Genomic DNA, 20,161 nt, shown 5'->3' with positions numbered 1-20,161 from the left:
AATACATGAGAAGGAGAAAAGCAAAAATGCGTGCATACGAACGTTTATTAAATTATGTGAAAGTATATACCACAAGCGAGGATGAGCAGGAGAACGTGCCATCCACCAGCCGTCAGTTTGACCTGGGAAACCAGCTGGCAGAGGAACTGAAAAAAATAGGGGTTCAGGACGTGCGCATTGATGACAAGTGCTATGTTTATGGCGTGATCCCGGCTACAGAAGGCTTGGAAGAGAAACCAGCCATCGGCTTTATCGCACATATGGACACAGCACCTGATTTCTCCGGAGAAAACGTAAATCCACAGATCATCCCGGAGTACGACGGCGGTGATGTAAAGTTGGGAGACAGTGAATATGCTCTTACCTTGAAAGATTTCCCACATCTGGCATCTTTAAAAGGAAGAACCCTGATCACCACCGACGGAAGCACCCTTCTTGGTGCAGATGACAAGGCTGGTGTGGCTGAGATCATGACTATGGCAGAGCAGGTGATCACAGAGAACATTCCTCATGGAAAAATCTGTATCGGCTTTACCCCGGATGAAGAAGTGGGCCGCGGCGCAGACTTCTTCGATGTAGAAGACTTTGGAGCAGATTTTGCCTATACTGTAGATGGCGGTGCGGAGAATGAGATCGAGTATGAGAACTTCAATGCCGCAGGTGCGAAAGTAAAGATCAAAGGCTTTTCTGTACACCCGGGCAGCAGTAAGAACACCATGATCAATGCAGCCCTGGTTGCCATGGAGTTCAATAACATGCTTCCGGCAGGAGATACCCCAGCGAACACAGAAGAGTATGAGGGATTTTTCCATCTCTGTGAAATGAGCGGAGATGTGTCTTCTGCAAGCCTTGACTACATTATCCGTGACCACGACAGCGCCATGTTCGCCTGCCGCCAGGAGCTGATGAGACATATCGTCAAGCTTCTCAACGAGAAATACGGCGAAGGTACCGTAACCCTCATCATCAAAGAACAGTACCGCAACATGAAAGAGAAGATCGAGCCTTGCATGCACCTGATCGATAACGCCAAGAAAGCCGTCCAGCAGTCCGGGCTGAATCCTAAGACAGTTGCAATCCGCGGCGGCACAGATGGCGCAAGGCTTTCCTTCATGGGACTGCCCTGTCCGAACCTTGGAACCGGCGGCTATGCCTTCCACGGACCATGCGAACACATTACCGTTGAAGGAATGGATTATGCTGTGGAGAATCTGAAGAATATTGTGAAGCTGTACGCCTGCTGATTCGGGTAGGAAAAAAGCATTGGTGAGATATATAATTTTTCAAACATGCTTTAGAAAAAAGCATCTGTCGAATTGTAACCGACAGGTGCTTTCTTCTTCTCAAAATTTAAACAAAATTTTACATGGCTAAGACAACAACATGCTTTTTTCCCCTTATAATTATCCTGAGAAAAAAGCTAAAAAGGATAAAAAGGAGAACTGATCTACTTGAAGTACCAGGAAATTGTAAATAATAAGGAAATTAATGCATATCTGAAAAAGGGAGACGCCAATCTGGGGACAATGGGATTTACAGAAGTAATCTACATAAAATCATACAAAACAGAGCTCCTATATTTATGCAATATGTAAAAGCCCCAAAATAATGATAAAAATTTCAAAAAACAGTTGTTAAAAGATTGTCATTATGGTATCTTAATGAGAGCGGAGAAAACCAATATTTTATGCGGAGACGAAGAGGGAAAAGTCCTTTTGTTGAGAATTGTTTGTCAAGAAACACATAGTGACATGACTTGAACCAGGAAAACAGGAAGAAAATTCTCTGTGTTTCTGGTTTAGGCCATGTCACAAGGCAGAAAATAAAGTTTTTACCCGCTTTTTTTCTAACTGTGATTGTTAAAAAATAAACAAGAAACAAAGGACATCACACAGGGAAAACCAACCAATCCCACGAAAAAGTGACAAAACAGAGGGAGAAGTTGACAAAATCCCACAACCCCCATGAAAGGAGTTTTTTATGAGCAGCAAAATTACCATTATCGGAGCTGGAAGCGTTGGCTCCACTATCGCTTACACACTGGCACACGATGAGATCGCTTCCGAGATTGTTCTGATCGACATCAACAAGGAGAAGGTTGAAGGAGAGGTTATGGACATTGAGCAGGGAACCTGCTTCAGAAGCCCTGTATCTCTGGTGGCCGGAGATTACGCAGATGCCAAAGATTCAGACATCGTGATCATTACTTCCGGAATCGCCCGTAAACCAGGACAGACACGAATTGAGCTTACTCAGACAAACGTAAACATTCTGAAGAGCATCACTCCTCAGATCGTAAAAGAAGCTCCAGACGCAAAGTATATTATCGTAAGCAACCCGGTAGACATTATGACCTATGTATTTACTAAGATTTCCGGTCTTCCGGAGAATCAGATCATGGGATCAGGAACTATTCTTGATACAGCAAGACTTCGCTATGGACTTTCCGAGCACTTCAAAGTAGCCCAGGGAAATATCCACGCTTACGTTTTTGGCGAGCACGGCGACACATCCTTCATTCCATGGACAGGCGCTTACATTTCCGGTCTCAGCACAGATGAGTATTATGAAGAAATGAAAGCTCACGGCAAGGATGTGAAACCTCTGGATAAAGAAGCCATGCTGGAATATGTACAGAAATCCGGCGGAAAAGTTATTGCAAAGAAAGGTGCAACCTTCTATGCAGTATCTGCTACCGTTTGCCAGCTGGTAGGTCTGATCCTGGCAGCTTCCGATTCCCTTGCAACTGTATCCTCCATGCTTCACGGTGAGTATGGAATCGAAGATGTGTGCCTGAGTACCCTTACTCTTGTAGGACCAAATGGAATCCAGGGAAAAGTTCAGATGCGTATGAATAAAGAAGAAGTTGCACTGCTGAAAAAGAGTGCTGATGCCCTGAAAGAAGTAATCGCACAGATCGAACTGTAAGGACCAGGTTTTGTTGTCTGCATTTTACCGGAAAAATCAATTCCCAGTGCAGAGCACAAGACTTTATATTTAACTATACCAGCAAAGACATCCCGGCTTCTATCGTGGAAAGCGGTAAGTCGGGTTCCACTTTGCGAAAGCAACCCAAATAGCTGCTGTTTACATATGTGAATTTAGAAAAGCATATTTTGTGAACAGTAACAAGAAAGGAACAAGAAGCATGAAGTACAGTTATTATCCAGGATGTACCCTGAAGAATAAGGCAAAAGATCTGGATGCCTATGCCAGAGCTTCTGCAAAAGCACTGGGCTTCGAAATGGAAGAGATAGAAGACTGGCAGTGCTGCGGCGGCGTATATCCTCTTGGCAGCGATGAGATTGCCACCAAACTTTCTTCCGTCCGGGCTTTAAATGACGCAAAAGAAAAAGGACAGGATCTGATCACAGTCTGTTCAGCCTGTCATCATGTGCTCAAACGTGTGAACGACGACATGAAAAACGTGGACGACATCCGCACCAGAGCAAATAATTATCTGAAACTGGATACTCCATATGAAGGAGAGACAAATGTCCTTCATTATCTGGAAGTACTCCGTGATGAAGTTGGATTTGATGAGATCAAAAAGAAAGTGGTAAATCCTTTAACTGGCAAAAAAATCGGTGCATATTATGGCTGCCTTCTTTTAAGACCAGGAAAGATCATGGCATTTGATAATCCGGAGAATCCCACCATTATGGAAGACTTCATCCGTGCCCTTGGCGCAGAGCCTGTGGTATACCCATACCGCAATGAGTGCTGCGGCGGCTACATTTCCCTGAAAGAAAAAGAAATGGCACAGAATATGTGTGAAAAGATCATGGACAGTGCAAAGGGCTTTGAAGCAGATATGCTGATCACAGCCTGTCCACTTTGCATGTATAACCTGAAAAAGAACGGAAACGGCGATCTTCCTGTTTACTATTTTACAGAACTTCTTGCAGAAGCTCTCGGAGTAAAAGAGGAGGTGGCGAAGTAATGGCTTATACATATGGAAATACCCAGAATGCAGCAGAGCGAATCAAAGAAATTTCCGGAGTAAATCCCCTGAAATGTATGAAATGCGGCAAATGCTCCGCAACCTGTCCTGCATTTAACGAGATGGATATCAAGCCTCACCAGTTTGTAACTTATGTACAGAACGGCGACATTGAAGCTCTTGCACAGTCAAAATCCTTATGGAAATGCCTCTCCTGCTTTGCATGTGTAGAACGCTGTCCAAGAGATGTTAAACCGGGAAAACTGATCGATGCAGCCAGACAGCTGGTTGTCCGCGAGCGTGGGCAGAACTATCTGACCGCAGACGAAATTCCGGAGCTGCTTGATGAAGACACACCGCAGCAGCTGCTGGTAAGTGCATTCAGAAGATACAGGAGGTGAGAAACAGGTGCAGAGAATAGGTGTATTCGTATGTCATTGTGGTACAAACATTGCAGCCACAGTTGATGTGAAAAAAGTAGTAGAGATGGCAGCAAAAGAGCCAGGTGTTGTTCATGCGGAAGATTATCAGTACATGTGCTCCGAAGCAGGACAGGCCAAGATCATCAACGCCATCCATGAAAAAAATCTGACAGGAATCGTAGTCTGTTCCTGTTCCCCGCGTATGCATGAGGCTACCTTTAGAAAGGCAGCACAGAAAGCGGGATTAAACCCATATATGGTAGAGATTGCCAATATCCGTGAGCATTGCTCCTGGATCCACAAGGATATGGAAGAGGCTACCTTAAAGGCAGTGATCCTTGCAAGAGCCGCAATCGCAAAAGTAAATCTGGATGCTCCTCTTCAGCCAGGCGAGAGCCTTGTAACCAAACGTGCTCTTGTAATCGGCGGAGGTATTGCCGGAATCCAGTCAGCCCTTGACATTGCAGAGGCTGGTTACGAGGTTGATATTGTGGAGAAGCTTCCAAGTATCGGTGGAAGAATGTCCCAGCTGGACAAGACCTTCCCAACTCTGGACTGCTCCGCGTGTATCCTTACACCGAAGATGGTAGAGGCAGCAGCACACGAGAAAATCAACATCTATACATACAGTGAAGTTGAGAAGGTAAGCGGCTTTGTAGGTGACTTCACCGTTGATATCCGCAAGAAAGCAAGAAGCGTGGATATGAGCAAATGTACCGGATGCGGTGTCTGTTCTGAGAAATGTCCGTCCAAGAAAAATCCAAACGAATTTAACCGCGGTCTGAACAACAGAAGTGCTATCTACATTCCGTTCGCTCAGGCTATCCCAAATGTTCCGGTAATCGACCGCGAGCATTGTACCAAGTTTAAAACCGGAAAATGCGGTGTCTGCTCCAAGGTTTGTGCCGCAGGTGCAATTGATTATGAGCAGAAGGATGAGATCGTTACGCAGAAATACGGTGCAATCGTGGTTGCAACCGGTTTTGACGTGATTCCGCTGGATAAATATGATGAGTACGCTTACAGCCAGAGTAAGGACGTTATCACCTCTCTTGAGCTTGAGCGTATCATGAATGCAGCAGGACCTACAAAGGGGCATCTTGAGAGACTTTCCGATGGAAAAGCTCCGAAAAACATTGTATTTGTACAGTGTGTGGGAAGCCGTTGCTCTGATGAAAGAGGAAAGAGCTACTGCTCCAAGATCTGCTGTATGTACACTGCAAAACATGCAATGCTGATCCGTGACAAATACCCGGATACAAATGTAACTGTTTTCTACATTGACGTTCGTACTCCCGGTAAAAACTTCGATGAGTTCTACAGAAGAGCTGTTGAAGACTACGGTGTAAATTATGTAAAAGGCCAGGTTGGAAAGGTAATCCCACAGCCGGATGGAACTCTTATGGTTCAGGCTTCTGACCTGCTTGAAAATAAACAGATCCTTATGGAGGCTGATATGGTGGTTCTTGCAGCTGCCATCGAGCCAAATAAGGATGTAAGAAAAATTGCAACTATGCTTACCGCAAGTATTGATACCAACAATTTCCTCACAGAAGCACATGCAAAGCTTCGTCCGGTAGAGTCCCCTACAGCTGGTATTTTCCTTTCCGGTGTCTGCCAGGGACCAAAGGATATTCCGGAGACAGTTGCACAGGCTGGCGCAGCAGCAGTGAAGGCAATCGGCCTTCTTGCAAAAGACAAGCTGACCACCAACCCATGTACCGCACATTCTGACGAGCTTCTTTGCAACGGATGCTCCCAGTGTGCAAATGTGTGTCCGTATGGTGCGATTTCCTATGAGGAAAAACAGGTAAATGACCACGGAATCCGTGAGACAAGAAGAATTGCTGTTGTAAACAATGCTCTTTGCCAGGGCTGTGGTGCATGTACCGTAACCTGCCCGTCCGGAGCAATGGATCTCCAGGGATTCTCCAACAGACAGATTTTAGCGGAGGTAGATGCAATATGTCGATAGAAGCAAAAGAAGAATTCAGACCGAAGATCGTGGCATTCTGCTGTAACTGGTGCAGCTACGCAGGTGCAGACCTTGCAGGAAGCAGCCGTCTTTCTTATCCGGCTGATGTAAAGATCATCCGCGTACCATGCTCCTGCCGTGTAAATCCAATGTTCATCCTCCGTGCCTTTGAAAAAGGTGCTGACGGCGTGATCATGTGCGGCTGCCATCCGGGAGACTGCCACTACACAACCGGAAACTATTATGCGAGAAGACGTATGACACTTCTTTTCTCCATGCTGGACTTCATTGGTGTGGAAAATGGCCGTACCCGTGTTGAGTGGGTATCTGCCGCAGAAGGTGTAAAATTCTCCCAGACCATGAATGAATTTGTGGAAAAAATCCATTCTCTGGGTAAAAACGTCAGATTGGAGGATTTAAGATGCAGGAACTGATCGCTCGTGCAAAAGAACTGCTGGCTGATGGAACCGTAACACGTGTTCTTGGCTGGAAAGCCGGAGACCTGCCTTACAATCCGGAAGCAGCATATTTCGAAACAGCAGAAAGCCTGGACGAATTTGTCTATAATGGTTTCTGCGGACAAAACTTAAGTAAAATGATGATCGAGGCTTCCAAATTAGAGGGAAAAACTCTTGTCTGTCTGAAGCCTTGTGATACCTACAGCTTCAACCAGCTGATCAAGGAACACCGTGTAGACCGTGAAAAAGCCTACATTATCGGTGTTGGCTGTAAAGGCAAGCTGGATGTGGAGAAGCTTCGTAAAATGGGCATCAAGGGAATCCAGAGCATTTCCGGCGCTGAGCTTACCGATGATTGTGAAATACTTAACGTTTCCACAATCTACGGTGACAAAACAGTTGCTTACAAGGATGCAATGCTGGAGCGCTGCCATGTATGCAAAGGAAAAGAGCATATGATCTATGATGAGATCATCGGCGAATCCAAGGATACAAAGGATGCAGACCGTTTCGCAGAAGTGGAGAAAATTGAGAAAATGAGCCCGGAAGAGCGTTTCGCATTTTTCCAGAAGGAGCTCAGTAAATGTATCCGCTGTAATGCATGCCGTAATGCATGTCCAGCCTGCAGCTGTCGTAAATGTGTATTCGACAGCACCAAGTTTGACAGTGCGCAGAAGGCAAATGTGGATTCCTTTGAAGAAAAAATGTTCCACATTATCCGTGCATTCCACGTTGCAGGAAGATGTACAGACTGCGGTGAGTGCAGCCGTGTCTGCCCACAGGGGATTCCGCTTCATCTGTTTAACCGTAAGTTCATCAAGGATATTGATACCTTCTACGGCGAATATCAGGCAGGAGCAGATGCTGAGTCAAAAGGCCCGCTGACCAGCTTTACATTTGATGATGTAGAGCCAGGTGTAGTGGCAGAAAGGGGATAATGTATGTATAAGATTGAAAAAGAAAATCTGGAAGCATTATTCCGGAAAATCGCAGAAAGCCAGGATCTGATCCTTCCGGTCAAAAAGGCAGGACAGACCAACTTCGGCCTTTGGAATGAAGGAGAAGAGGCAGACCTTGAGACATTGAAAACCGTAAAATCCGGCAAAGATGCCTTTTTCCCACAGAGCGAAACACTTTACACCTGTGTTCGTGCTGGAAAGAAGCTGACCGTAGAGCCGGAAGAGCTGAGAAGCCGTCCGTTCGTTGTATTTGGCATGAAGGCCTGCGATGTAAAAGGGGTTGCAGTTCTGGATAAGGTTTTTCTTGCTGATCCTGTTGATACTTTCTATGCAGCAAGAAGAGACCATGGAACTATCGTTGCCCTGGCTTGTCATGAGCCGGAGGAATCCTGTTTCTGTAAGGTTTTTGGAACAGATGCAGCAGATCCGGAAGCAGACGCCGATGGAAAAGGAATTGCCGATGTAGCAGCCTGGATGGTGGAGGGAAGCCTTTACTGGAAAGCCCTTACGGAAAAAGGAGAGGCTCTTACAGAAGCTGTAAAAGAACTTCTTACCCCGGCTGACGGCGATCAGGCAAAAGTGGATGCTGAAAAAGAAGCAATCCATAACATTGTAGAAAAGCTTCCATATACACATCTTTCTCTGGAAGGATGGGATGGAAATGCTACAGATGCGAAGTTTAATTCTCCTGTCTGGGAGACTTTATATAAACCATGCCTGGCATGCGGAACCTGTACCTTTGTATGTCCGACCTGCCAGTGCTATGACATCAAGGATTACGACACAGGACACGGTGTAAAGCGTTACCGCTGCTGGGATTCCTGTATGTATTCCGATTTCACAATGATGGCTCACGGAAACAACCGTACCAGCCAGTTGCAGAGATTCCGTCAGAGATTTATGCACAAGCTTGTATATTTCCCTGCTAATAACAACGGTATGTACTCCTGTGTAGGCTGTGGCCGCTGCGTGGAAAAATGTCCGTCATCTTTAAATATCGTGAAGGTGATTAAGGCTTTTGAAAAGCATGGAGGTGAAAAGTAATGAGCGAGTGTACTTGTCATAAAAATTATACTCTGGATACTCTGATTCCACAGGTTGGTGTGATCACAAATATTCATGAGGAGACTCCGGATGTAAAAACATTCTGTGTAACAGCACCGGATGGAGGAAAGCTTTTTGAGCATATGCCAGGCCAGTGCGCTATGGTCTGCGCCCCAGGTGTAAGCGAAGGTATGTTTTCCATTACTTCCTCTCCTACAAATAAAGAGTATCAGGAATTCAGTATTAAGAAATGTGGTGAGCTGACCTCTTATCTTCACAGCCTTCAGGTGGGAGATGAGATCACAGTACGTGGACCATATGGTAACCATTTTCCGGTAGAGGATAAGCTGAAAGGCAAAAATCTTCTGTTTATTGCCGGTGGTATCGGTCTTGCACCACTTCGTTCCGTAATCAACTACGTTCTTGACAATCGCGATGACTATGGCACTGTAGATATTCTCTACGGTTCCCGTTCCGCAGATGATCTTGTAAAATTAAAAGAGATCCAGGAAGTGTGGATGAATGCAAAAGACGTAAACGTCTACCTGACCATCGACCGTGAGCAGGAAGGCTGGGACGGACATGTAGGTTTCGTACCGACTTATTTAAAAGAAATCGGCTTTGATACCAACAAAGTCGCATTAGTCTGTGGACCGCCGATCATGATCAAATTCGTACTTCAGGGCCTTGAGGAGCTTGGATTTACAAGAACTCAGGTTTATACAACACTGGAGCTTCGTATGAAGTGCGGTATTGGTAAATGCGGACGTTGTAATATCGGATCTAAGTACGTATGTAAAGATGGTCCGGTTTTTAGAATGGACGAGATCGATCAATTACCTGACGAGTACTAAACTTTTTAATCTTAAGAAACTTTCGAATAAATGAATCAGTTATTGCCAGTACACAGACTTGGGGAATGGGTATCTCGCTAAGATGCCCATTTCAGGAGCGGTTTTAGCGGCGCTGAAATCCAGCGCTTACGAAGACTTAGGAGTGAAGGCTCTCCTGAACTCCTTAGTCGCAGTTAGCGATTAGTTCAGCAGAGCGTTGCGACGGGCACGTGCGGGATACCCATTTCACAAGTCGTACGGGTTGAATAAGTAGAAGAAAGGACCCCACAACATGGAAAATATGGTAAACGTATATTTCTTCGGTAAAAAATACACCGTACCAGCTGACCTGACCATTATGACGGCCATGGAATACGCCGGATACACTTTAAAACGCGGCTGCGGCTGCCGTCACGGCTTCTGCGGCGCCTGCGCCACAATCTACAGAATCAAAGGCGACAATGAACTGAAAACCTGTCTTGCCTGTCAGACACAGGTACAGGAAGGCATGTATGTAGCAAGCATCCCGTTCTTCCCTACAGACAAGAGACTCTACAATATCGAAGACCTTCAGCCAAACCAGCAGGTCATGATGGAGCTCTACCCGGAAATTTACAGCTGCATCGGCTGTAACGCGTGTACAAAAGCATGTACCCAGGGCTTAAATGTAATGCAGTACATCGCATATGCGCAGAGAGGTGAGCTTGAGAAATGCGCAGAAGAATCCTTTGACTGCGTAAGCTGCGGATGCTGTTCCGTAAGATGTCCGGCAGGTATCTCTCACCCGATGGTAGGTCTTCTTGCAAGACGTCTCACAGGAAAATACATTGCACCTAAGAGTGAACATCTTGAAAAACGTGTAGAAGAGATTCATGAAGGCAAATATGATGACCTGATCGAGCAGATTATGCAGAAACCGATCACAGACATGGAAGAACTTTACAACAACAGAGAAATCGAGAAATAAGGAGGGCATAAAACATGTACGCACCATATCCAGAAAATATGATGGAATCCATCAAAAAGGTAGAGGCTACAAGAGCACAGCGTATGACAACAGAGCCAAGACGTCTGAGCGCTGATGAGAAAGATGCTCTTCTTAAGAAATTCCATCCAGATTATAACCCGGATGCATTTGCAGAAATCAAAGTAGGACCAAACAAAGGACAGAAGGCACCACTGGAACTGGCAGAAATGCTTCACTCCGAAAGCCGTCTTCTGAATGAAAAAATTGACCTTAACAAAATTGATTATGATGTAGATGTACTTGTAATCGGCGGCGGCGGCGCAGGCTCCTCCTGTGCCATCGAAGCACACAATGCAGGTGCCAACGTTATGATCGTGACCAAACTTCGTATCGGTGATGCCAACACCATGATGGCAGAAGGTGGAATCCAGGCAGCTGACAAAGAAAATGATTCCCCTGTACAGCATTATCTGGACTGCTTCGGCGGCGGACATTTTGCTGCAAAGCCAGAGCTGGTAAAGAGACTTGTAATGGAAGCTCCGGATGCAATTAAATGGCTGAATGATCTTGGCGTTGAGTTCGACAAAGAAGACGATGGAACCATGATCACCACGCACGGTGGTGGAACCTCCAGAAAGAGAATGCATGCTGCAAAGGATTATTCCGGATCTGAAATTATGCGTACTATCCGTGACGAGGTTCTGAACCTTGGCATTCCGGTAGTAGAATTTACTTCCGCTGTAGAACTTCTGAAAGATGAAAAAGGACAGACTGCAGGTGCTGTTCTTCTTAACATGGAAACCGGCGATTACTCCGTTGCAAGAGCAAAAACAGTTGTCATTGCAACCGGCGGAGCAGGAAGAATGCACTATCAGGGATTCCCTACCTCTAACCACTACGGCGCAACCGCAGATGGTCTTGTACTTGGTTACAGAGCAGGTGCTTCCCTTCTTTATCAGGATTCCATCCAGTACCATCCAACTGGTGCCATTTATCCGTCCCAGATCCTTGGCGCACTGGTAACAGAGAAAGTTCGTTCCGTTGGCGCGCAGCTTGTAAATGCAAACGGAGAAGCCTATATTCACCCTCTGGAAACCCGTGACGTCAATGCTTCCGGTGTTATCCGTGAGTGTGAGGAAGGCCGTGGCGTAGAGGTTCCTGGCGGACTGAAAGGTGTATGGCTGGATACTCCGATGATTGAGATCCTTGGAGGAGAGGGAACTATTGAGAAGAGAATCCCGGCAATGTTCCGTATGTACATGAACTATGGCATTGATATGAGAAAAGTGCCGATCGTAATCTACCCTACTCTGCACTACCAGAATGGTGGTCTGGAAATTGATGGAGATGGATTTACAAAAGAAATCCCGAACCTTCTGGTTGCAGGAGAAGCTGCAGGCGGAATCCATGGAAGAAACAGACTGATGGGCAACTCTCTTCTGGATGTAATCGTATTCGGAAGAAATGCCGGTAAAAAGGCAGCTGCAAAATGCAAAGAGGTAGAGCTTGGGGAAATGAACCTGGATCATATTTACGCATATGAGAAAGAGTTAAAAGCAGCAGGGGCAGAGACCGATAAAGTATCTCCATTACTGCTTCCAAACTACGCCCGTCACGAGCAGAGATAAAAATGAAATAAATATTATGAAAGAAGGGAGCTTACCAAAATGCGTGAAGTAGAAGTAAGCAGACTTACAGATGTCATCGAAAAACTCTGTATCGAAGCAAACGAACATCTTCCGGAAGACGTAAAATGCGCTATCAAAACATGCCGCGCATGCGAAGACGGAGAGATTGCCAAGGGTATTCTTGACAATATTATTGAGAATTTTGATATTGCAGATAACGAAAATGTACCGATCTGTCAGGATACAGGAATGGCATGTGTGTTCCTGGAAATCGGACAGGATGTGCACTTTGTTGGCGGAGATCTTACTGATGCAATCAATGAAGGTGTACGCCGCGGATATACAAACGGATATCTTCGCAAATCTGTTGTAAAAGATCCTGTACGCCGTGGAAACACAGGCGACAATACACCGGCTATGATTTATACAGAAATCGTTCCTGGCGATAAAGTGAAGATCACAGTGGGCCCGAAAGGCTTCGGAAGTGAGAATATGAGTATGATCCGTATGTTCAAGCCATCTGCAGGACTTCAGGGAATCAAAGATTTCATTCTGGAAGTCGTTGAGACAGCAGGCCCGAATCCATGCCCTCCGATGGTTGTAGGGGTTGGAATCGGTGGAACCTTTGACAAATGTGCTCTTCTTGCAAAGAAGGCACTGATGCGTCCTCTGGATTCCCACAATCCGGATCCATTCTATGCAGAGCTGGAAGATGAAATGCTGGAGAAAGTAAACAAGCTTGGAATCGGACCACAGGGCTTTGGCGGAAAGACCACAGCCATCGGTCTGAATATTGAGACAATGCCTACTCACATTGCGGGAATGCCATGTGCAGTCAACATCAACTGCCATGTTACCCGACACAAAACGGAGGTGATCTGATCATGGAAAGAAAACATATTACACTGCCTCTGACGGAAGAACTGGCAAAAACCCTTCACGCAGGAGATCAGGTTCTCCTTACCGGAACCATCTACACATCCCGTGACGCAGGTCACAAACGTATGTGTGAGGCTCTTGCAAAAGGCGAAAAGATTCCTTTTGATCCAACAGATGCAACTATTTATTATGTAGGACCAACTCCTGCAAAACCAGGTCAGGTCATCGGATCTGCCGGACCAACTACCAGCGGCCGTATGGATGCCTACGCACCAACCATGATGTCTGTAGGAGCCCGCGGAATGATCGGCAAAGGAGCGCGTCTGCCTGAAGTAGTAGAAGCCATGAAAAAATATCACGGTGTTTACTTCGGAGCCATCGGCGGTGCCGGCGCCCTTCTTGCCAAATGTATCAAAAAAGCGGAGCTTATCGCATACGAGGATCTGGGCGCAGAAGCTCTCCGTAAGCTTTACGTAGAAGATATGCCCCTTGTAGTCATTATTGACAGCGAAGGCAACAATCTTTATGAAGAGGGAAGAAAAGAGTATCTGGAAGCGCATAAAGAAATCTGATCTTAGACATATAAGATATATATACTCTACATATCAAAATAGATGTTTACAGAAAGCATTATTTATTCTATAATCTGAAAATATGTATGTATACGAAAGATAAAAGACGAAAGAAGGAGCTTATTATGGACCATCATAAAAGGGTACAGACCTCAGAAGCATTCATAAACAGTGCATTCCTTGCAGTGTCAGGAGGATTTCAGGATGCCTATACCTATTTTACCCGCGATGGCGTTTTCTCCAACGCCCAGACCGGAAACGTGGTACTGATGAGTGAGCGGTTTATGAATGGCGAAGTGAAAGCAGGATTGCATTATCTCATTCCCCTGACCGCGTTCTTCCTTGGAGTTCTGTTAGCGGAACGCATTCAGGAAAAATTCCGCTATGCCAGACGCCTTCACTGGCGCCAGGGAATCCTTCTGGTAGAGATCATCCTGCTGTTTCTGGTTGGCTTCATCCCAGGGAATCTGAACGTGCTTGCCACCACCCTGGTATCCTTTTCCTGCGCCCTTCAGGTGCAGACCTTCCGAAAGGTTGAAGGAAATGCCTACGCAAGCACCATGTGTATCGGAAATCTGAGAAGCGGCACTGCAGCCCTTTCCGCTTACATGCGTGAAAGAAAGCCCCGCCTGCTTCATCAGGCCTTATGCTATTTCGCCATTATTTTTCTGTTTGCTATTGGCGCAGGAATTGGCGGCAGACTTTCAATGGCTTACGGCGAAAGAGCCATCTGGATATCCAGCATCCTGCTTCTCATCAGCTTCCTTTTAATGTTTATTGAGGAAATCGAAGAGGCAGAACACCGCTGGCAGTGAGAAACTAATAAAGCTTCAGTATCTAAACAATTACAAATTATAAAAAACATCCAGTCTCCATACAACGATGGCAGGCTGGATGTTTTTTGCGCAATATAAGCTTTCCAAAATTGTGAGGCACATCTTGCAAAAAGCCTTCCTCAAACATGCTTTACAGTTTAAGATAAAATCCCTGTAGATTGTAAAAACAGAATAAACATCATAACCGGTGCAACAAAGCGGATCATGACGCGGTACAATTTTTTCCTACGGAACTTATCCCCGCTTCTTTCCATTTCGTCAATCACATAATCTGGCGTTACGATCCAGCCGATGAGAATCGTGGAAAGTAGTGCTATAAATGGCATCATAACACTGTTACTGATGTAATCCATAATATCAAGAAGCTGTCCCACAGAACCATTTGGAAGCTTCACTTCCACATAGAAAATACTGTATCCCAAAGCGATAACTGCGGAAGCTGCAAGGTAGATCACAGATAAAACAAGAACTGTTTTTTTACGGCTGGTATGAAAAATTTCCATGCAGTTTGCAGTAATAGATTCCAGTACAGAAATACAGGAAGACAAGGTTGCAAAAATAGCAGTTACGAAAAAAAGGATTCCTACGAAGGTACCAGCTTTTCCCATTGCAGAAAATACCTTTGGCAGGGAAATAAACATCAGGCTTGGTCCGGCACCCATTCCCTCAGTGCCGGAAAACACATATACAGCCGGGATGATCATGGCACCTGCAAGAAAGGCAACACCTGTGTCAAAAATTTCAATCTGATTGATCGCTTTGTTCAGGTTCACTTCAGGTTTTACATAGGAGCCGTAGGTGATCATAATTCCCATGGATACACTAAGTGAAAAGAACAGCTGGCTCATGGCATCCAGCAGAATTTGCAGGAAACGCTGCACAGTCAGTCCTTCAAGGTCAGGCGTCAGGTAGTAAAGAAATCCCTGTAAGCCGGTGCGAAGCTGACCGGAAGCATCCGTATGTGAAATCGTAAGAGAATACACTGCAATCACTACGACCAGAACCAGCAGGACCGGCATCATCCATTTGGATACTTTTTCAATCCCCTTTTCCACGCCATTGTATACAATGAAAGCAGTAACACCCATGAAAAGCAGTGCGAAGATCACCGGTGAAGTGGAAGAGGTGATAAAAGCTGTAAAATAGTCATCTGCGGCGGCTGCCTGTGACTGACCGGTTATGTATACCACCGCATATTTGGTGATCCATCCGCCAATTACCGCGTAATAGGTCATAATAAGCACTGGTACAAGGAATGTAAGGATTCCCAGGAACTTCCATCTGGGATGCATCTGGGTATAGGCTCCGATGGCACTCTTCTGTGTACGCCGTCCAATCGCAATATCCGAGGTGAGAAGGGTAAATCCGAAGGTAAGTACCAGAATCAGATAGATAATTAAAAATAAGCCGCCTCCGTCTTTTGCGGCAAGGTATGGGAATCTCCACAAATTTCCCACTCCTACAGCACTTCCGGCAGCAGCCAGGACAAAACCAAGCTGTCCTGAAAAATGGTTTGATTTCTTTTCCATTACATTTGTTTCCCCCTTAATGTTGTAAGAATAGGATAACATATGACAAGATAATAGTAAAACAAATACTTAAATTTTAAGCAAGCAGAAAGGAGTATAAGTTATTGTCCACTCCGTTCACAGTAACACGCTCCGTGATGGGATTGAACATGGCGATGCAGATAAGACCATCGAGAGCTTCACGAAAATTCATTCGTTAAGCGATAGCCCCCTTCAATTAAGTTGATAAAATTTAACAAAGTATATCGAGAATATTTCTCTGTATTTACTACAGTGAAAATGGGACTTACAAATGGAAAAATGAATTAAAGTACAGAATATAGGACTTATATATAGGGAAATCCATTTTTTACCAGATAAATTGTACTTTATTAAAAGCATGGACCAAACTGATTGACGGCGAAAAAACAATCCCGTATACTACAATCGTTAAACCAATAACAATTCTTCAATATACGCGGAGAACTATAAAATAAAGAAAGAGGTACAAGAATGAAAGATTTTGCACAGTGGGAAGGCTTCGAAGGAAGTCGTTGGAAAGAACAAATTAACGTTCGTGATTTTATCCGTCACAATTATACCCCTTATGACGGAGACGATTCTTTCCTGGAAGGACCGACCGAGGCTACCGACAAACTGTGGGGAAAGCTGCAGGAGCTGCAGAAAGCTGAGCGTGCCAACAATGGTGTGCTTGACATGGAGACAAAGGTTGTCACAGGCCTGACCGCATACGGACCAGGATATATTGCTGAAGACCTGAAGGATCTTGAGAAGGTTGTAGGACTTCAGACAGACAAGCCTCTGAAACGTGCATTTATGCCATACGGCGGAATCAAAATGGCTGAGCAGGCATGCGAAATGTACGGCTACAAGGTAGATCCTCAGATCCACGATATGTTTACAAAATATGAGTTCAAAACACATAACCAGGGCGTTTTTGACATTTATACACCAGAAATGAAAAGAGCACGTCACAGCCACATCCTTACCGGACTTCCGGATACTTATGGACGTGGACGTATCGTTGGCGATTACAGACGTGTGGCTCTGTACGGTATTGACGCTCTGATCGCAGGCAAGGAGAAAGACTTTGCAGACAGCGACCGCCAGGGTATGAGACGTTATGATTTCCAGCTTCGTGAGGAAATCGCAGATCAGATCCGCGCTCTTAAGGGAATGAAAGAGATGGCAAAGATCTATGGTTATGATATTTCAGAGCCGGCAAAGAATGCTCATGAGGCATTCCAGTGGCTGTACTTTGGATATCTTGCAGCAATCAAGACTCAGAACGGTGCTGCAATGAGTGTTGGACGTATTTCCACATTCCTTGATATCTATATTGAAAGAGACCTTAAAAATGGCGTGATCACTGAGAAAGAGGCACAGGAGCTTGTTGACCACATGGTAATGAAATTCCGTATGGTTAAATTTGCGAGAATTGAGTCCTACAACCAGCTGTTCTCCGGTGACCCGGTATGGGCAACTCTTGAGGTTGCAGGTATTGGTGTTGACGGACGCCACATGGTTACCAAGAATGACTATCGTTTCCTTCATACTCTTGAGGATATGGGACCGGCTCCGGAGCCAAACCTTACTGTTCTTTATTCTTCCAGACTGCCGGAGAACTTCAAGAAATATGCTGCTAATATTTCTGTTACAACAAGTTCTATCCAGTATGAGAACGATGATGTTATGCGTCCGGTATGGGGCGATGATTATTCCATCTGCTGCTGTGTATCTGCTACTGAGACTGGTAAGGAAATGCAGTTCTTTGGAGCTCGTGCAAACCTTGCAAAATGCCTCCTTTACGCGATCAACGGTGGTGTAGATGAGAAGTTAAAAACTCAGGTAGGACCGGAGTACAAGCCGATCACTTCCGAGTATCTTGATTATGATGAGGTTATGCAGAAATATGACCAGATGATGGACTGGCTGGCTCATCTGTATGTAGGAACCCTGAACATGATCCACTATATGCATGATAAATATTACTATGAGGCAGCTGAGATGGCGCTTATCGATACCAAGGTTGAGCGTTCTTTTGCAACAGGTATTGCTGGATTTTCACATGTAGTAGATTCTCTGTCTGCTATTAAGTATGCGAAGGTAAAAGCTATCCGTGATGAGGATGGAATTACCACTGATTTCCAGGTTGAGGGTGATTTCCCACGCTACGGTAATGATGATGACAGAGCAGATGAGATTGCAAGAAATCTGCTTTCCACCTTCATGGATAAACTGAAACACATCCATACTTACCGTGATTCCAAGCCAACCACTTCTATTCTTACCATTACTTCTAACGTTGTTTATGGTAAAGCTACCGGAGCTCTTCCGGATGGAAGAAAGGCTGGAGAGCCTCTGGCACCTGGAGCAAATCCATCTTACGGCGCAGAGCAGAACGGACTTCTTGCTTCACTGAACTCTGTTGCAAAGCTTGACTATGAGGATGCACTGGATGGAATTTCCAATACACAGACCATTAATCCGGAAGCTCTTGGACATAGTGATGAAGAGCGTACAGATAATCTGGTACATGTACTGGATGGATATTTCAACCAGGGTGCACATCACCTGAACGTAAATGTATTTGGCAAAGAGAAACTGATCGATGCTATGGAGCATCCGGAAAAAGAGGAGTATGCAAACTTCACTATCCGTGTTTCCGGTTATGCAGTTAAGTTTATCGATCTGACAAGAGAGCAGCAGCTGGATGTTATTGCCAGAACCTGCCACGACAGAATGTAAGTCTGATATTGTAAAATAGTATCGGCGAAACAAAAGGGCATGCAATATAATATATGTCAAAGGTTGCATGTCCTTTTTATGAATATGAATGTAAAGGAATTAGAAATGTTAAAAGGCTATGTTCATTCTCTGGAGAGCTTCGGGTCTGTGGACGGACCTGGAGTGAGATATGTGATTTTTCTTTCTGGCTGTGCTATGCGTTGCCAGTTCTGCCATAATCCGGATACCTGGAATATGACAGATGGAAAAGAGTACACTACGGATCAGCTTTTGAAGACGGCACTTCGGTTTAAGTCTTACTGGGGAGATAAGGGTGGTATCACGGTGAGCGGCGGGGAACCACTTTTGCAGATGGATTTTCTCACAGAGCTTTTCCGTAAGGCAAAGGAAGCGGGAGTCCATACTACTTTGGATACCAGCGGAAATCCTTATACAACTAAGGAGCCGTGGCATTCTAAGTGGCTGGAGCTGATGAAGTATACAGATCTTCTGCTTCTGGATATCAAGCAGATCAATGAGCAGGAGCATGTGAAGCTTACCGGGCAGACCAATACGAATATTCTTGCCATGGCCCGTGAGCTTTCGGATATGGGTAAGCCTGTTTGGATCCGGCATGTGTTAGTACCGGGGGGCAGTGACAAGGATGAGTATCTGCACCAGCTGGCGGATTTTATCCATACACTGAAAAACGTTGAGCGCGTGGAAGTTCTTCCGTATCATACTCTTGGCATTTTTAAATGGGAAAAGCTGGGGATTCCTTATCCGCTGGAGGGCGTGAAACCTCCTACGCAGGAGAGGATTGATAATGCCAGACGGATTCTTGGGGCGATTTAAGAGCGTGGGAGAAAGTAAATAAAACTCCTTAAGGGGAGGCCGTTGCGGACTGGAAATGAGTTCGCAATGGCCTCTTTTAAGTTGCTATTTAGTGGATTAAAAGTTCTTCAATGCGGACGCATTTGGACAATGTGTATTACTCACTCGCCGGCGCAACGCTCCGATGAACTAATCGCTAACTGCGACTAATGCGTTCGGGAGAGCCCTCACGCATAAGTCTCCGTAAGCGCTGGATTTCATCTGCGCTAAGAACGCGCCTGAAATGGCTCGCTGGAGTAATACACATTGCCCAAATGCTGTGTACTGGCTGGGACTTGCTGGTTGGTAAGAACTTTTAACGAAGGGAGAGGGGAGTGATTGGTTTCCCGATACTTTCTTGACAACGATAGATTAGAAAAAGAACAATAAAGTTGCGGGATACCAACTACGTCACCCCATCCCCGTTGTTGTCGTTATAGTTTCTTTCTTCCCTTTCCAGTAACCAGCGATTTTGCAATGTATATTCGCAAGCCGCGCATTTCAGGAGCGGTTTTA

General features: G+C 45.3%; 18 protein-coding genes. 17 read left to right on the top strand and 1 reads right to left on the bottom strand.

Features of this window, described 5'->3' with window-relative positions; translation table 11 throughout:
• Positions 1-26 precede the first annotated feature (26 nt).
• The 15 genes from pepT (at position 27) to AB5Z12_RS02350 (ending at position 14,495) form a co-directional block, all read left to right on the top strand.
• Positions 27-1,244: a peptidase T gene (gene pepT / locus AB5Z12_RS02420; RefSeq protein WP_148461087.1), complete on the top strand. Its 1,218-nt coding sequence runs from the start codon at positions 27-29 to the stop codon at positions 1,242-1,244.
• Between the two features lie 207 nt (positions 1,245-1,451).
• The gene (locus tag AB5Z12_RS02415; protein WP_178090555.1) at positions 1,452-1,595 is read left to right on the top strand and encodes a hypothetical protein; all 144 of its coding nucleotides are present in this window, start codon (positions 1,452-1,454) and stop codon (positions 1,593-1,595) included.
• 385 nt (positions 1,596-1,980) lie between these two features.
• Positions 1,981-2,928: an L-lactate dehydrogenase gene (locus AB5Z12_RS02410; protein ID WP_148461088.1), complete on the top strand. Its 948-nt coding sequence runs from the start codon at positions 1,981-1,983 to the stop codon at positions 2,926-2,928.
• A 220-nt stretch (positions 2,929-3,148) separates the two neighbouring features.
• Positions 3,149-3,943: a CoB--CoM heterodisulfide reductase iron-sulfur subunit B family protein gene (locus tag AB5Z12_RS02405; protein ID WP_118578136.1), complete on the top strand. Its 795-nt coding sequence runs from the start codon at positions 3,149-3,151 to the stop codon at positions 3,941-3,943.
• Entirely contained in the window at positions 3,943-4,344 is a 402-nt protein-coding gene (locus AB5Z12_RS02400) for a 4Fe-4S dicluster domain-containing protein (RefSeq protein WP_118578137.1), read from the top strand. Before AB5Z12_RS02405 ends, AB5Z12_RS02400 begins: the two co-directional genes overlap by 1 nt.
• Before the next feature lie 7 nt (positions 4,345-4,351).
• Entirely contained in the window at positions 4,352-6,340 is a 1,989-nt protein-coding gene (locus AB5Z12_RS02395) for a CoB--CoM heterodisulfide reductase iron-sulfur subunit A family protein (protein WP_173718187.1), read from the top strand.
• A complete protein-coding gene (locus tag AB5Z12_RS02390) occupies positions 6,331-6,774 on the top strand; it encodes a hydrogenase iron-sulfur subunit (protein WP_118578139.1) in 444 nt (147 codons plus the stop codon). Before AB5Z12_RS02395 ends, AB5Z12_RS02390 begins: the two co-directional genes overlap by 10 nt.
• Positions 6,762-7,736, top strand: coding sequence for a 4Fe-4S dicluster domain-containing protein (locus AB5Z12_RS02385; protein WP_148461090.1), 975 nt, complete (start codon positions 6,762-6,764; stop codon positions 7,734-7,736). Before AB5Z12_RS02390 ends, AB5Z12_RS02385 begins: the two co-directional genes overlap by 13 nt.
• Before the next feature lie 3 nt (positions 7,737-7,739).
• Positions 7,740-8,801: a 4Fe-4S dicluster domain-containing protein gene (locus AB5Z12_RS02380; protein ID WP_148461091.1), complete on the top strand. Its 1,062-nt coding sequence runs from the start codon at positions 7,740-7,742 to the stop codon at positions 8,799-8,801.
• Positions 8,801-9,655, top strand: coding sequence for an FAD/NAD(P)-binding protein (locus AB5Z12_RS02375; RefSeq protein ID WP_148461092.1), 855 nt, complete (start codon positions 8,801-8,803; stop codon positions 9,653-9,655). The genes AB5Z12_RS02380 and AB5Z12_RS02375 overlap by 1 nt, the downstream gene beginning before the upstream one ends.
• A gap of 271 nt (positions 9,656-9,926) precedes the next feature.
• A complete protein-coding gene (locus AB5Z12_RS02370) occupies positions 9,927-10,601 on the top strand; it encodes a 2Fe-2S iron-sulfur cluster-binding protein (protein ID WP_118578143.1) in 675 nt (224 codons plus the stop codon).
• A 14-nt stretch (positions 10,602-10,615) separates the two neighbouring features.
• Positions 10,616-12,229 (top strand): FAD-dependent oxidoreductase, encoded by a 1,614-nt coding sequence (locus AB5Z12_RS02365; protein ID WP_148461093.1) that lies wholly within the window; start codon positions 10,616-10,618, stop codon positions 12,227-12,229.
• A 39-nt stretch (positions 12,230-12,268) separates the two neighbouring features.
• Positions 12,269-13,111, top strand: a complete 843-nt coding sequence (locus AB5Z12_RS02360) for a fumarate hydratase (protein WP_148461094.1) — start codon at positions 12,269-12,271, stop codon at positions 13,109-13,111.
• 2 nt (positions 13,112-13,113) lie between these two features.
• Positions 13,114-13,680: a Fe-S-containing hydro-lyase gene (locus AB5Z12_RS02355; protein WP_368356755.1), complete on the top strand. Its 567-nt coding sequence runs from the start codon at positions 13,114-13,116 to the stop codon at positions 13,678-13,680.
• Between the two features lie 86 nt (positions 13,681-13,766).
• Complete coding sequence (locus AB5Z12_RS02350) at positions 13,767-14,495, top strand: YoaK family protein (protein ID WP_368368541.1); 729 nt, start codon at positions 13,767-13,769, stop codon at positions 14,493-14,495.
• Between the two features lie 158 nt (positions 14,496-14,653).
• On the opposite strand, the gene AB5Z12_RS02345 is transcribed toward AB5Z12_RS02350, so the two are convergent.
• On the bottom strand, positions 14,654-16,045 hold the full coding sequence (locus AB5Z12_RS02345) for a sodium-dependent transporter (RefSeq protein ID WP_368356756.1): 1,392 nt from the start codon (positions 16,043-16,045) through the stop codon (positions 14,654-14,656).
• A 492-nt stretch (positions 16,046-16,537) separates the two neighbouring features.
• Between AB5Z12_RS02345 and pflB the strand changes: the two genes are divergently transcribed.
• Positions 16,538-18,793: a formate C-acetyltransferase gene (pflB, locus tag AB5Z12_RS02340; protein ID WP_368356757.1), complete on the top strand. Its 2,256-nt coding sequence runs from the start codon at positions 16,538-16,540 to the stop codon at positions 18,791-18,793.
• 105 nt (positions 18,794-18,898) lie between these two features.
• Positions 18,899-19,627 carry a pyruvate formate-lyase-activating protein gene (gene pflA, locus AB5Z12_RS02335; protein WP_173716030.1) on the top strand — a complete coding sequence of 243 codons (729 nt, stop codon included), beginning with the start codon at positions 18,899-18,901 and terminating at the stop codon, positions 19,625-19,627.
• Positions 19,628-20,161 lie beyond the last annotated feature (534 nt).

It is taken from the genome of Ruminococcus sp. RTP21358st1_G6_RTP21358_211008, assembly GCF_040908885.1.
Taxonomy (GTDB): Bacteria; Bacillota; Clostridia; order Lachnospirales; family Lachnospiraceae; genus Blautia_A; species Blautia_A faecis.
The sequence above is the reverse complement of the archived record's forward strand: the minus strand, read 5'-3'. Positions and strand labels throughout refer to the sequence as shown.